General features: G+C 63.6%; 11 protein-coding genes. 4 read left to right on the forward strand and 7 right to left on the reverse strand.

Annotated elements, in window-relative coordinates; all coding sequences use genetic code 11:
• Positions 1-11: 11 nt before the first annotated feature.
• The 6 genes from VMF11_08615 to uvrB form a co-directional block, all read right to left on the reverse strand.
• Positions 12-668, reverse strand: coding sequence for a hypothetical protein (locus tag VMF11_08615; protein ID HTU70373.1), 657 nt, complete (start codon positions 666-668; stop codon positions 12-14).
• Entirely contained in the window at positions 665-1,384 is a 720-nt protein-coding gene (locus VMF11_08620) for an HAD family hydrolase (GenBank protein HTU70374.1), read from the reverse strand. The genes VMF11_08615 and VMF11_08620 overlap by 4 nt, the downstream gene beginning before the upstream one ends.
• Positions 1,385-1,402: 18 nt before the next feature.
• Positions 1,403-3,853 carry a glycoside hydrolase family 38 C-terminal domain-containing protein gene (locus VMF11_08625; protein HTU70375.1) on the reverse strand — a complete coding sequence of 817 codons (2,451 nt, stop codon included), beginning with the start codon at positions 3,851-3,853 and terminating at the stop codon, positions 1,403-1,405.
• Positions 3,854-4,112: 259 nt separating this feature from the next.
• A complete protein-coding gene (locus VMF11_08630; protein ID HTU70376.1) occupies positions 4,113-5,813 on the reverse strand; it encodes a deaminase in 1,701 nt (566 codons plus the stop codon).
• Between the two features lie 225 nt (positions 5,814-6,038).
• Positions 6,039-6,935 carry an MBL fold metallo-hydrolase gene (locus VMF11_08635; GenBank protein HTU70377.1) on the reverse strand — a complete coding sequence of 299 codons (897 nt, stop codon included), beginning with the start codon at positions 6,933-6,935 and terminating at the stop codon, positions 6,039-6,041.
• Positions 6,935-8,977, reverse strand: coding sequence for an excinuclease ABC subunit UvrB (gene uvrB, locus VMF11_08640; GenBank protein HTU70378.1), 2,043 nt, complete (start codon positions 8,975-8,977; stop codon positions 6,935-6,937). The genes VMF11_08635 and uvrB overlap by 1 nt, the downstream gene beginning before the upstream one ends.
• 149 nt (positions 8,978-9,126) lie before the next feature.
• Here uvrB and VMF11_08645 point away from each other — a divergent pair, with 149 nt between their 5' ends.
• The 4 genes from VMF11_08645 (at position 9,127) to VMF11_08660 (ending at position 12,148) form a co-directional block, all read left to right on the forward strand.
• Positions 9,127-10,176 carry a ribose-phosphate pyrophosphokinase gene (locus VMF11_08645; GenBank protein HTU70379.1) on the forward strand — a complete coding sequence of 350 codons (1,050 nt, stop codon included), beginning with the start codon at positions 9,127-9,129 and terminating at the stop codon, positions 10,174-10,176.
• A 20-nt stretch (positions 10,177-10,196) separates the two neighbouring features.
• Positions 10,197-10,850 (forward strand): 50S ribosomal protein L25, encoded by a 654-nt coding sequence (locus tag VMF11_08650; protein HTU70380.1) that lies wholly within the window; start codon positions 10,197-10,199, stop codon positions 10,848-10,850.
• The gene (gene pth / locus VMF11_08655; GenBank protein HTU70381.1) at positions 10,847-11,437 is read left to right on the forward strand and encodes an aminoacyl-tRNA hydrolase; all 591 of its coding nucleotides are present in this window, start codon (positions 10,847-10,849) and stop codon (positions 11,435-11,437) included. Before VMF11_08650 ends, pth begins: the two co-directional genes overlap by 4 nt.
• Before the next feature lie 111 nt (positions 11,438-11,548).
• Positions 11,549-12,148, forward strand: coding sequence for a hypothetical protein (locus tag VMF11_08660; protein ID HTU70382.1), 600 nt, complete (start codon positions 11,549-11,551; stop codon positions 12,146-12,148).
• Positions 12,149-12,151: 3 nt separating this feature from the next.
• Here VMF11_08660 and VMF11_08665 read toward each other — a convergent pair whose 3' ends face one another.
• Positions 12,152-13,330 (reverse strand): M48 family metalloprotease, encoded by a 1,179-nt coding sequence (locus VMF11_08665; protein ID HTU70383.1) that lies wholly within the window; start codon positions 13,328-13,330, stop codon positions 12,152-12,154.
• Positions 13,331-13,334 lie beyond the last annotated feature (4 nt).

Below are 13,334 nucleotides of genomic sequence, written 5' to 3' on the forward strand. Positions count from 1 at the left end.
AGCGTTCTTCTTTACAACAAGGTGGGTCGCTTGGTTAGTTGCAGATACTCCCCGGCGACCACGAGGGAGGCGTACGCTACGATGACCTGCTGCAAGAGTCCCGCCACCAGCCAACCGGCCAACTGCGAAAACCGGCCCGCCAGCGAGCCGAGCGCGCCGCCTGCGATGGCGATCACCACGATCAGCGCCACGACGCCGAGCGTCGGCAGCACGTTCGCCAGCGCCGTGCTCGCGGACTCGACCAACGCCGCGACCGGCGAGCGCCCGCCGATCACGACCGCGGCCATCGTATAGATGAAGAACAGCGCGTACGCGAGCAACGTGACCGCGAACGTCGCCGGAGCAAGCGTCGCCGCGCAAAAACCGATGATCAGCAGGAGCGCCGCCGCACCGGCAACCGAAGCCGTGCGCGCTTTGAGCGCCTCCCATCCGTCGCGCAGTGTTGCAATCCCGCCTCGCCACGCGGCACCCGCCATGCCGGTCACGTACGCCATCTGCGCGAGCGCCAGCGCCAGCGTCACGATGAAAAGCGCGAAGTCCGCGACCCAGCGGTCCATCGGGAGCGCGTCCAATCCGAATTCGGCGCCGGCCGAAATCCCGCCGATCACGATGCCGGGTACGAGGATGACCGGGTTGCGCACGAGCAGCACCCATGCGCGCCCGATCATGCGTTCTCCAGCAATCCCGGTACCTCGCCGATCGTCGAGCAGATGGCATCCGGCGGCGGGACGCCGGGCGGCAAACGCTCGCCGCGCACGTTGAGCCAGATCGCGTAGAGCCCGGCCTCGAGCGCGCCCTGCACGTCGCGCTCGTAGCGGTCGCCGACCATCGCACTGCGCGAGGGCGCCGAGCCGAGCGTCGTGCACGCGTGCGCGAAGAGCAACGGATCCGGCTTGATCATGCCGACCTCGTCGGCGATGAAGATCGCATCGAAGAACTCGCCGATCTGCAGCATCGCGATCTTCTCGCGGTGCGTCTCGGAAAATCCATTGGTCAAAATGCCGAGCCTCATTCCCCGCGCGCGCAGCATGCGCAGCACCTCGATCGCACCGGGAAACATCGTGAAGTATTTTTTGCGGTATTCGTGATACCGCGACGCGCTCTTGGCGGCGATCGCGCGATCGCTGATGCCGACGCGTTCCAGCGCCGCATTCCACATCGCGTGGCGAATCCCGACCAGACGCGTTTTGAGCTGCTCCGGCGTCAGGCGATGCCAAAAACCCTCGGCTTCGGCAACGTAGGCGCGCTTGAGTGCGAGCGCATCGACGCCATGCTCGAGCGCGATCTCGCGCGCGACTTCTTCCGCCGCGCTCGTAAACGCAAAGGTGTCGTCGTGCAGCGTGTCGTCCAAATCGAAGAGGACGACTTCAAAATCTCGCTTCAATTCTTCAAGCCATACCCGCTAAAACCGTACCCGAAAACTGCGCAGCCCGAACGCACCGATCCGCGAGCGGATCTCCTCGCCCTCGATCGCCGCATCGCCGCCGCTGGGCCGTTCCATCCCGTCGACCGCAAGAACTTCGCGCATACGCGCCCCGCACCGTAAGTGCAGCTCGCGCGCGGCGCCGTCGCACTCGCGCGCGCGTACGATCACGCCGTCCCCGTCGGCGGCGGGCTTACACGCCGCGACGACAGTTGCCGGCTCGCTGCATTGAAACAGCCGCACGCGCGGCGGCGCGGCGAAACGCTCCCACGCAGCTTCGATCGCGCCGATCGAGACGCCCGGCTCGTACGGTGCGAACGCCCACGCGAGGTTCGCCTGTCCGCGGTCGGCCGATGCATCGGGCCAACGCGGCCCGCGCAGCAGCGACGCTCCCAGCCGCATGCCGCCGCGCTCGAGTACGCGCGCGCACCAACCATAGGTATCGAGGACGAACAGGGCAAATCCGGCGCGCGCGTCTGCTGCCGCGGCGAAACGCTGCCCGGGAACTTCGAAGCGCGCGCGCTCGGGCGGCGTTTCGGCGCGCGCGCTGCGCCGGATCGTTCCGTGCGGTGCGCCGTAGAGCACGCCGTCGTCCTGGATCGCGAGCCAATTCTCGAGGCGCAGGATCGTGTGCGCCTCGTTCCAGTCCACGGCGAGGCTCACGCGAACGAATGGCTCGCCGCGCCGCAGCTCGATCGCCATCGTCGCCGGCGAAGCGCCGATGCGAAAGCGCAGCTGGGCGGATTCCTCGTTCACCTCGCACCCTGCCGGTCGCACGCGCACGCGATGCCGTTCGTAGTCCCGGTCGAGGTTCCAGGCATCCCATTTCTTCGGCCGGTCGCGATACGCGGCGAGCAGATTCGCCTGCGCGACCGGCGCGCGAACCCGCGGCGACTCCAGCTCGAGCAGCGTGCCGCTCTGGGTAAAGGTCGCGCGTACGAGGCCGTTATCGAAGTGGATGTCGCTGCCGTCACGCACCGGCCGGCACGGCTCGATCGACGGCTCGCTCGCGCTCATGCGCGGCAACATCGCTACCGCCGCGCTTTCGAGCGCGCCCAACAATTCGCGCGCACGGTCGTAGAGCGCAAACGCTTCCTCGTAGGCCTCGCGAATCGCGGCGCCGGCAAGCACGTCGTGAAACTGATTGCAGAGCACCGCGCGCCACACGTGATCGAGCGCGGTGCGCGCACGCTCGATCCCCTCGCGCGGCGCATGGACCGCGATGCACCACGCGAGCTGCTCTTCGATCGCCGAGAGCGCGCGCTCGAACTGCGCGTTCGCCGCCTTCACGTCGTGATGCGTCGTATACGTGCCGCGGTGATACTCGAGATAGAGTTCGTCCTGGTGGATCGGCAGCGCGTCAGGACGGGCTGCGAGCGAATCGAACCACGTTCGCGGCCGTTCCCAATGCCCGGCTTCCCGCGCTTGCGCCAGTTGCTCGCTCGTCGGACCGCCGCCGCCGTCGCCGTATCCGACGACCACGGGCTCGGCCCGCTCGCGCGCGAGCGCCAGGCGCCCCGCGTCCGGCGCGCCTTCGTACGAGGCCAGCACCGCCGCCACCACCTCGCTTCCGTCCGGACCGCGCCAGCGAAACTGCGGATGCGGGAAGCGCGTCGTGTCGTTCCACTGCAACTTGGTCGTCGCGAAATAGGGAATGCCGGCGTGCGCGAGCAGCGTCGGCAGCGTGTTCGCGAATCCGAACGTGTCGGGAAGCCACGCGATCGCCGGATCGATTCCAAAGTGCTCGTTACAGTAGCGCTGCGCCTCGAGCATCTGGCGCAGCAGGGATTCACCCGAGGGAATATTCGCATCGGGTTCGACCCAGAGTGCGGCAACGTCGGGATCGAAGCGGCCCGCCTGCACGATTTCGCGCACGCGCGCAAAGAGTTCCGGCGCATCGTCGCGCACGAACTCGTAGAGCTGCGGCTGGCTCTGCATGAAGACGAAGGTGGGATCGCTCTGCGCCAACGCTACCGCGTTCGCGAAGGTGCGCACCGCCTTGCGCCGCGCCTGCGAATAATTCCACAGCCACGCCACGTCGAGATGCGAGTGGCCCCACAGAATCGCCGGTCCCGGCGCGTTCGTACGGCCGTTGCGCTGCGCCGGTTCGACTTCGACGTAGGTCTGCGGACGCGGCGCGGCATTGCGAAGCATCCACGACCAGCGCAGCCCGTCACCGGAGGGTAACCCGTTGGTCGGAAGGGAGCGCCGTTCGACCTCGAGCCGAAGCGTGCGTTCGCGCGCCGAAGCGCCGATTGCGACACCGTGATGTTCGCGGTCGTAGGCGCCCGCGATGCGCTGGTCGAGGTAGGCGATCGCGCCGGTTCGCGTCGCATAGCGCAGCGTCGCCGCGTCCGCGCTCGGCGGCAGCGTCGCCTCAAAGCACGCGAGTGCCGCCGTCCCTTCGACTTCGCGTAGCGGGATGCGCATATGGAGACTTCTTATCTAGGCAGCCAATTCGTTCCGCCCGTGCTGCCCGGCATAGCGCGGGGCGAGCCCCCGGACTAAAGTGAGGCGCAGATGCTCTTGCGCCTCACTTTTTCTACTTATCCCGCTTCTGTTCTTTCGGTTCCGTCTGCCTATCGCTTTTCACAGCCGGCTTTTCGAACATCCAGTCGGGTATCCCGGCTGATATTTTCTTTTGCCTCTCAACGAACTCCGATAGCAAATTTCGATCGCGCATGAACTTTCATGTTTCCTTTCCCTGTAAAATAAACATTTCAGTGAAGTCGCTAAATGGCTTCAACTCGAGTGACTCTGCTGTGGTAGCAGCTTTTGCGGTGGGCGTGTAATACGGCAATGACGGGGACTCGGTGCGTATATCGAACGACAGCTTGTTGCCCCGAGAGTCCTTCCTTCGGTTCGAAGCAATAGAAAAGAACTCTAGATAGCGCGGGGGCGCAACGCCGACGAACGTACGGAAAGGCACGCGAATGCCCTTTTCCTTTCCGGGAGGATCAACAGATACGGAATCACGGTAGAGTAAAGACGTCCCGCTTTTAGGATATGGCTCCAAATACACGACTTCGGAAATGCCAGCATCTACGATGTGCTTAGCGCACTCGTGGCAAGGAAAAGTCGTCGTGTACATGGTTGTTCCCTGGACGGCAACGCCGTGTCGCGCGCAGTCAAGTAACGCTGATGCCTCAGCATGGACTGCGCGAACGTAATCAATATTCTCTCGAACCTTAGCTTTTCGTAGCGGGCCGTCAGCGTCGTAAAATAACTTCTCAACACGCTTCGAGGAGTCGATGTTCGCCAGCTCGTTGGTCAGTGCGCCCGCTTTGGCGAGCCTGTCCAATATGTCGCGAACCATCAACTCGCGAAAAGCGTCACTTGTGTCGCGGATTTTCCCGTCGCTGTTCTTGTAGACCATATCGCGGCCACTGTATAGAGAGTCGTCAGGGGGCCAATACTGGCCACCAATCATAGGTTTTGCAACCTCGTTTGTTCCGACGCTAACCGCGGAGCCATCGGACCGAAGTATAGCGGCGCCGATCTGCCGCGCCATGGAACCGGAACGAACCTGTGCGGCCCTTGCCAGAAACATACCAAGTTCGTTTCTGCTCGGCGTCAAGAAAGCATCACCGAATATTAGATGGACTAGCCTTTCGAGATTTTTTAGAACATCGGTAGGATCGTCCGTCGCATCAATGATGTAGTCGGTCGCAAAGAACGCATCGCCGACTTTTTGCCCAAGGCTCTCGTCAGCGTTCTCATCACGGCGCATTAGGTCGGGAATCATCGCACGCTCCGAATCCGATACTGCATCGAGCTCGAGAGACGCGAGACGTGAAATGATGGGTGCGTACACACCGATGCTAATGAAAGCTGGTCCGTAGACCCGCCTCAAGCGTTCCAGTTCGTCAGGATGCTTAAGCGAGTCGATGAAATACGCGCGACTGTCTAATGGAACCGTCGCATAATGTTCGTCACCTACCAAGTTGATCTTATTCTTGCGATTTGTCTTGTCGCGTTCTTTCTGGATTGCGGCGATAGCTGCCAATGCTGCGGCGTCACCCCGAGTGGAGTTCGTAAATTCGCTCCACCGCTCCCGAACATGATCTCCGGCATCCATAAGGAGGCGTTTGCGCTCGATTACGGTCGCCTCGGCAATCTCCGAAGCGGATTCGGAGAATTGCTCAAGCCATTCACTTATCTTGATTCTGGTTAGCTTGTAGTTTGCGAGACTGAGTGCTTTGCGGAGGGATTTTTCGATGATATCTTTGTCGACGCCCAGAGGGACAACCACACCGAAAACCAGCTCGCGCCGCGAACTGTCTTCGACTTGAGCATTTGGCTTTTGCGCTGCTCGACCCGCACGGCCGACGCGCCTCGCGGCTTTTGGTATAGCCTTCCGACGCGAAGTTGTCCGCCCCCGATACGCCATCCGTATCGCACCTCCACACCGAGGTTTTTCGTCTCCTCCGATTATTCCCTATATATCGCGGGCGAACACTTGTACGCCACGACCGCTTGTGTTACAATGTGGAAAATGGGGAAACTGTGGGCACGACGTTTATTGTGCGTCCATCGTCCTGTGTACTAGCTGTTAGTAACGCTCGAGGGGCGACGCCTATTTTTGTTAAGCAGCTCATGAGCTCGCGGTAAAATTTCAGGAAATGGTCACGGATTCGCCGGGGTGCATCACCGTCACCGCGATCTGCGACGAAATCTTGGCGACCTCGCGTGCGAACTGTTCGCCGGCGTGCGGCCCCAGCACGAGCGGGTTGTGAGCGTAGTGCACCGGCACGGCGTGCGCGACACCGACGGCCTTGCACGTCATCGCTGCTTCAGCCGGCCCCATCGTGAAGGCGCCGTTGCCGCAGCACACGACGCCGATCTTCGGCTGGTAGCGTTTGCCGAGCTCGTGCATGTCGCCGAAGTAGTCGGTGTCACCGGAAGCGTAGACGCGCGTGCCCGCGAAATCGAGCATGAATCCGGCCGACGGATAGGCGAGCGCGGTCGAATGGATTGCGGGAACGAGCCACGCGCGAATCGGACCATGTACCGTCTCACCGCCGAAATTCATGCCCGCCCCTTTATTCGCAACGAGCGTCGGCATGTCGAGGTTGGCCGCCTTGAATTTCGGCACGAGACCCACGCGCATCAGATCGCTCTGACCCGTCGTCATCACCGGTAAGCCGGCACTCACCAGCGCCGCCAGCAATTCGAAGTAGTCGCCGATATGGTCGCCGTGATCGTGGGTGAGCGCGACCAGCACGGCGCCCGGATTGCGCGATTTCAAATGCGCCGCGTAGGCTGCCGCGCTGCGCAGCTCGGGCGGTTTCTCGATCCCGAACGCGGTCCACCCGGTGTTGTTCCAGATCCACGCGTCGACCAAGACGATCGCGGAATCGTCGAGGCTCGCCAGCTCGTAGACCCCGCCGCCGAACCAGCGCATCTTGATCCGGCCGCCCGCGGCCGCGGCCGGCGAGGCTTCGCCCGCAGCCGCGACGCCGAGGGCACCGGCTACGGCGCCGGCTTGCAGAAAATCGCCACGAGAGACCATTACACGAGCTCCTTGAGCGCGGTATCGAAGATCTTCGGCGCCTTGCCCTGGAAGAGCAACGACTCGTTGCCGCCGATCTGCTTGCGCAATTGGATCAATTCGTCACGCAGCGCGGCGGCCTTCTCGAACTCGAGGTTGGCAGCGTATTCGCGCATCTTCTTCTCGAGCTCGGCGGCCATCTTCATCGCGACGTCGCGGGGAATCTTGTCCAGTTTGACCTTTTCGGCCGTCTCCTCATTCGCGCCGACCATGCTCAGGATGTCGCGAATCTCCTTGCGCACCGAGCGCGGCTCGATCCCATGTTCTTGGTTGAACGCCAGCTGGAGCTCGCGACGCCGTTTGGTCTCACCGAGCGCGCGGGCCATCGACTCGGTCACGTTGTCGGCGTACATGATCACCTTGCCTTCGACGTTGCGCGCGGCGCGTCCGATCGTTTGGATCAGCGAGGTGGCGCTGCGCAGATAGCCTTCCTTGTCGGCATCCAGAATGCCGACCAGCGAGACCTCGGGTAGATCGAGTCCCTCGCGCAAGAGATTGATGCCGACCAGCACGTCGAAGACGCCCAGACGCAGGTCGCGCAGGATCGCCACCCGTTCGAGCGTGTCGACCTCGCTGTGCAGATAGCGTACGCGCAGCCCGTTCTCGAGCAAGAAATCGGTGAGGTCCTCGGCCATCTTCTTGGTCAGCGTCGTCACCAGCACGCGCTCACCGCGCTGGGCGCGCAGGCGAACTTCTTCCATCAGATCGTCGACTTGGTTGCGGGTCGGGCGCACCTCGACCTCGGGGTCGACCAGACCGGTCGGCCGGATGATCATCTCGACCGTCTGCGCACTGCGTCCGGTCTCGTACGTGCTCGGCGTCGCCGACACGTAGACGATCTGATCGACGTGATCCTCGAACTCCTCGTACGTGAGCGGACGGTTGTCGAGCGCGCTCGGCAAGCGGAAGCCGTGGTCGGCCAGAACCTGCTTGCGCGAACGGTCGCCGGCATACATCGCGTGCACCTGCGGCAGCGTCACGTGGGACTCATCGATGAAATAGAGGTGGTCCTTCGGGAAAAAATCGAGCAGACACCACGGCGTCGAACCGGACTCGCGGCCGGTGAGGTGGCGCGAGTAGTTCTCGATGCCGTTGCAGTAGCCGACCTCGCGCAGCATGTCGAGATCGTAACGTGTGCGCATCTCGAGCCGCTGGGCTTCGAGCAGCTTCCCGTGCTCTTTGAAAAAGCGCAGCCGCTCGTCCAGCTCGACTTCGATCGAGGCGATCGCGCGGCGCAGCTTTTCATCGGGTGTGATGAAGTGCTTGGCCGGAAAGATCAGCAGTTCGTCCTTACTCTCGACGTACTCGCCGGTCAGCATGTTGACCACGTTGATCGCCTCGATCGTATCGCCGAAGAACTCGATCCGGTGCACCAGCTCGTCGTCGACGCCGACGAACTCGAGCACGTCGCCGCGAACTCGGAACGTACCGCGGACCAGGTTGAGGTCGTTGCGCCGGTACTGCATGTCGACCAGCTTGCGCAGGAGGAGATCGCGATCGATCTCGTCGCCCACCCGGATCTTCGCCGACATCTCGACGTAATCGGAGGGCGAACCCAGGCCGTAGATACACGAGACCGAGGCGACGATCAGCGTATCCGGCCGGGTGAGCAACGATTGCGTGGCGGAATGGCGCAGGCGCTCGATCTCGTCGTTGATCGAGGAATCCTTCTCGATGTACGTGTCCGTCGAGGGGACGTATGCCTCGGGCTGGTAGTAATCGAAGTACGAAACGAAGTACTCGACCGCGTTGTTCGGAAAGAAATCGCGGAATTCCGCGCAGAGCTGCGCCGCCAGTGTCTTGTTGTGGCAGAGCACGAGCGTGGGCTTCTGTACCAGTTCGATGACGCGCGCCATCGCCATGGTCTTCCCGCTGCCGGTCACGCCCAAGAGCGTTTGGGCGCGATCGCCGCGGCGAATCCCCTCGGCCAAGGCATCGGTCGCCTCGGGCTGATCGCCGGCGAGCGCGTAGGGGGCAACGAGCTGAAAACGGTGCGCGGGCATAGGCAATCCTTCAACCCGGGCTTCGGCGGCGCCGTTGCACCGCGCGCGATGAGGGGAGGGTGCACCGCCTCCGCGGAACTTGCCCACCACCCTAGCCGCACGATGCGGCTGAAGGTTCGGAGCACAGGTCCCCTGGAGAAATCAACCCGTTGAGCCACAATCCTTTGCTCTTTAGCGGCAACTCGAACCGTGCGCTGGCCGAAGAAATCGCCAAGCGGCTCAAATTGCACGTGGGCAAATCGCTGGTCGACAAATTCAAGAACGAAGAGACGCGAATCGAGATCGGCGAGAACGTCCGCGGCTCGGAAGTCTTCGTCATTCAGTCGATCTGTAAGTCGGAAGACGGCCGCATCGGCGTCAACGACGCGCTGATGGAGCTGCTGCTGATGATCGACGCGCTGCGGCGCGCCTCAGCGGCCCGGATCACCGCGGTCATCCCGTACTACGGTTACGCCAAACAAGACAAGAAGACCAAAGGGCGTGAGCCGATCTCGGCCAAGGTGGTGGCCAACCTGATCAAGGTTACCGGCGCCAAGCGCCTGGTGACGATGGATTTGCACGCGGCGCAGATCCAGGGGTTCTTCGACCTTCCGGTCGACAATTTGATGGCGATGCCGGTGCTCTGCGACTACCTCAAGCGCGAGCAGCTCTCGAAGGATCGCGTCGTGGTCGTTTCGCCCGACGCGGGCGGGGTACACCGCGCCGAGCTCTTCGCCAAACGTCTGGAGAGTTCGCTTGCGATCGTTTTCAAGCGCCGGCCCGAGCCCGACGTCTCGGAGGTGACGGACATCGTCGGCGACGTTTCGGGCAAAATCGCGGTCGTCGTCGACGACATGATCTCGACCGGCGGCACGCTCGCCAAAGCCGCCGAGGCGATCAAAGCCCGCGGCGCGACGGCGGTGTACACGGTCGCGACGCACGGCATCTTCGCCGGCGACGCGATGCGCGTGCTCGAAGATTCGCAGATCGAGCGGGTCATCGTCACCAACACGATTCCCTTCGCGGCCGGAGGGTCGCACACCAAATTCGTGCAGCTCTCGATCGCGCAGACCTTTGCGGACACGATCAGCCGCATCACGACCAATCGCTCGGTCTCGGCCCTCTTCGACGGCGAGGAGCCGCCGGCGGTCGAGATGCCGCCGGTGCCGGGCTCGGCTGCCGCCGAATCCGCCGCGCTCATTCAAGCCGCAAGCGGCTAATCTCTGGAGAACACAATACCTTGGCACAGAAAGAACTTACCCTGCCGGTCGAACGACGGACCAAGACCGGCACCACCAGCGCGCAGGCGCTGCGCCGAGACGGAAAAATTCCCGGCGTGCTCTACGGTCACGGCACCGCGCCGCTGCATCTCGCCTTCGAAGCCAAACTCTTCGACGACCTGCTCCATCGCGGCGCCCGCAACGGGCTGCTCACGCTGACGCTGGACGGGAAAAAGGCCGACACGGTGCTGGTGCGCGAGGTCGCGCGCAATCCGGTGACGCGCAAGATCGAGCACGTCGACCTGCAGCGCGTGTCGGAGCACGAGGAAGTGCGCGCGAGAGTACCGATCGTCACCATCGGCACCGCACGCGGCGTGCGTGAGTTCGGCGGGGTGATGGACGTGCTCGTGCACGAACTGGAGGTCGAGGGGCCGGTCGACCAACTGCCCGATCATCTCGAGATCGACGTTTCGGATTTGGGCATCCACCAACACGCCGGTGCGTCCGACATTGCGTTGCCGAACGGATTCAAGCTGCTCACGCCGCCCGACACGATCGTGGTTTCGGTCGAGTCGTCGAAGACGGCGCAGCATCTGGAAGAAGCGGCGGCCGGTGCGACCACCGAGCAGCTCGCGCCCGAAGTCATCGGCGCGACGCCCCAAACTCAAGAATGAGTTTGGGGACCCCAAAGGGGCCCCCACGACTCATCGTCGGTCTCGGCAATCCGGGCAAAGAATACGAACGAACCCGGCACAACGCCGGGTTCATGGTTGTCGACGAGATCGCGCGGCGCTTCGATCTGACTTCGTGGAAGAAGAAAGACTCGGCGCGTCAGCTCTTCGATTCGCGCCGTGGTCTGGTGCTCGTCGAGCCGGCCTCGTACATGAACCTGAGCGGCACGCCGGTGCGGCTGATCTCCTCGTGGTACCGGACGCCGCCGGAGAACGTTCTCGTCATCGTCGACGACATGGATCTGCCGTTCGGAACGCTGCGCATGCGCCCGTTCGGCGGACATGGCGGGCACAACGGGCTGCGTTCGATCATCGCGACGATCGGCGACCGCTTTCCCCGCCTTCGCGTCGGCGTCGGACGCCCTACGCTCGACTCGATCGACCACGTCTTGAGCCCTTTTAGCAAAGAAGAAGCGGCTCTGCTATCGCGCGTGATCGATGCGGCAGCCGAAGGTGCAATACTCTGGTTCGAGCAGGGTCTCGAGCCGGCGATGCAATTCGTCAACAACTGGGTACTAAATGTAGAGTAGGCAACGTGCCGATAACTCTGCAAAGCGAGGTACGGGACAGCGAGCTCATTTAGCGGAAAAACGTTTGTAGTACGAGTCGACGACGCAACCGCGCGCGATGACGGCGCGACGTTGATCGAAGATCTGCGCGTGCTCGCCGCCGAAGCCATTCGCCCGATCATCGTGGCTCCCGACCCGCTCGCTGCGCGCAGCCTCGTGCGCGCAATCAATCGCAGCGCCAACGTGGCCGTGACGCTGGGCGGCTCGGATGCGGCTCTGCTGCCGCGAACCGCGAGCGGCATCGGGCGCGTGCAAACGCGAATTCTGCACACGCTCATCGGCGCGGGATTCATTCCGGTCGTCGAACCGACCGCATTCGCCCCGTTCGGCGACGACGAATTGGTGCTGGCCGACGACGTCGCGGCGGCGATTGCGGCTGCGACCGAGGCCGCGCGCGCGATCTTCTTTCATCGCGAGGGCGGTGTCTCCGACCCGCAAACGCATCGGCTGATCGACGAGCTCACGCCGGCTGAAGCGCTCGCTCTGGCCGACGATCCGCGCGTCGACGGTGAACTGCGCAGCGCGATCCGCGCCGCGGCAATCGGCGTGCGCGGCGGCGTCCCGGCCGCGCAGATCGTCGACGGACGCGTCGCGCACGCGGCCCTGGTCGAGATGCTCACCGCGCAGCACCTGGGCACGCAGGTCACCGGCGGCATCATCCTCGCCGCGTAGAGGCTACGGCGGGCAGGTAGAGACGACGTTGTTGATGTCGTGCACGCGCACGGCGGGATCCGGCGCGCGCTGCAGGAAGACGCGCGCCAGGATATCGGGACAGACCTCGGTCAAGGATTCGTCGGTTGCGCGCACCACGTTTCGCACCGCGGCGGCGCGATTCACGTGGAGGGAGAGCGCGTACCCGTCCGCGCCGAGCGAGATGCCGCGCAGGAGCGCGTTGCCGCCGGGTACCGCGAACAGATAGAGCACCCCGAAAAAGGCGCCGAGCAGCGCGAAGCGCGAGACCGGGTCGTCGTCGCGCCGAAAACCGAACCGGTCCGCGATGGCGACCGCGATCGCTGCGCCGACGATCAGCAGCAGCGCGTCGATCAACGCGACCTTCCAAGGGGCGCCGTTGGCGATGAATCCCAGTTGGCGAGCGATGACATATTGGAGTTCGCGCGCGCTGGTGACCTCCACGATCGCGTTGCCGATCACGATCCGCTGGGTTGCGCCCAATCCGGCAACGTATGCGGTTCCAACGTGCGAGCGCACGCGGATTTGTTCGACCACGGGGATTGCCATATGAGCCCGCGTTTCGATCGCGCGGATGGCCGCCAGCGTCCGCGGCGGCATCGGCACGATTTGCTCGAACGGCGCCGCTACGACCGGCGAAAGATACGCAACCGCGAAGCTGAGCGCGAGAATGATGCCGATCGTGTAGAGATACCACTGATGCGTCCGATCGACCAGCCACAACACGCCGGCCGTGACCACGCCTACCACCAGCATCCAAAGCAAGGTGATCAAAATCCAATCGATGCTCCACGAACGCAGCAGCTGATCGCTCTGGCTCATCAGGCGTTCGAGGCGATACAGGTAGAGGCTAGGCAGCAACGCGGCGATCCGCACGATCGCGCCGAGCACGGCGCCGAACACGAAGCGGACGAAGTTTTCGTCGTCGAATCGCCGGCGCAGCGCGTCGCGTAATGCCGCCGCATGTCCCGAGCGCCAGAAATACGCCAGCCCAAAGACCGGCAGAAGTACGCTCAGGAACCAACCGGGCAGGTACCAGTGCACGAGGCGCAGCGCCGCGGCCTGGCGCGCGGGATCGGCCAATTGCGCGGCCGAGTGCGAGAGCAGCATATGGGAGGAGAGGGCATCGAGGCGATAATCGATCGCGTTGGGTCGCAGGGTCACCCGA

The organism is Candidatus Baltobacteraceae bacterium, from assembly GCA_035502855.1.
In the GTDB taxonomy this organism is placed as follows: domain Bacteria; phylum Vulcanimicrobiota; class Vulcanimicrobiia; order Vulcanimicrobiales; family Vulcanimicrobiaceae; genus Aquilonibacter.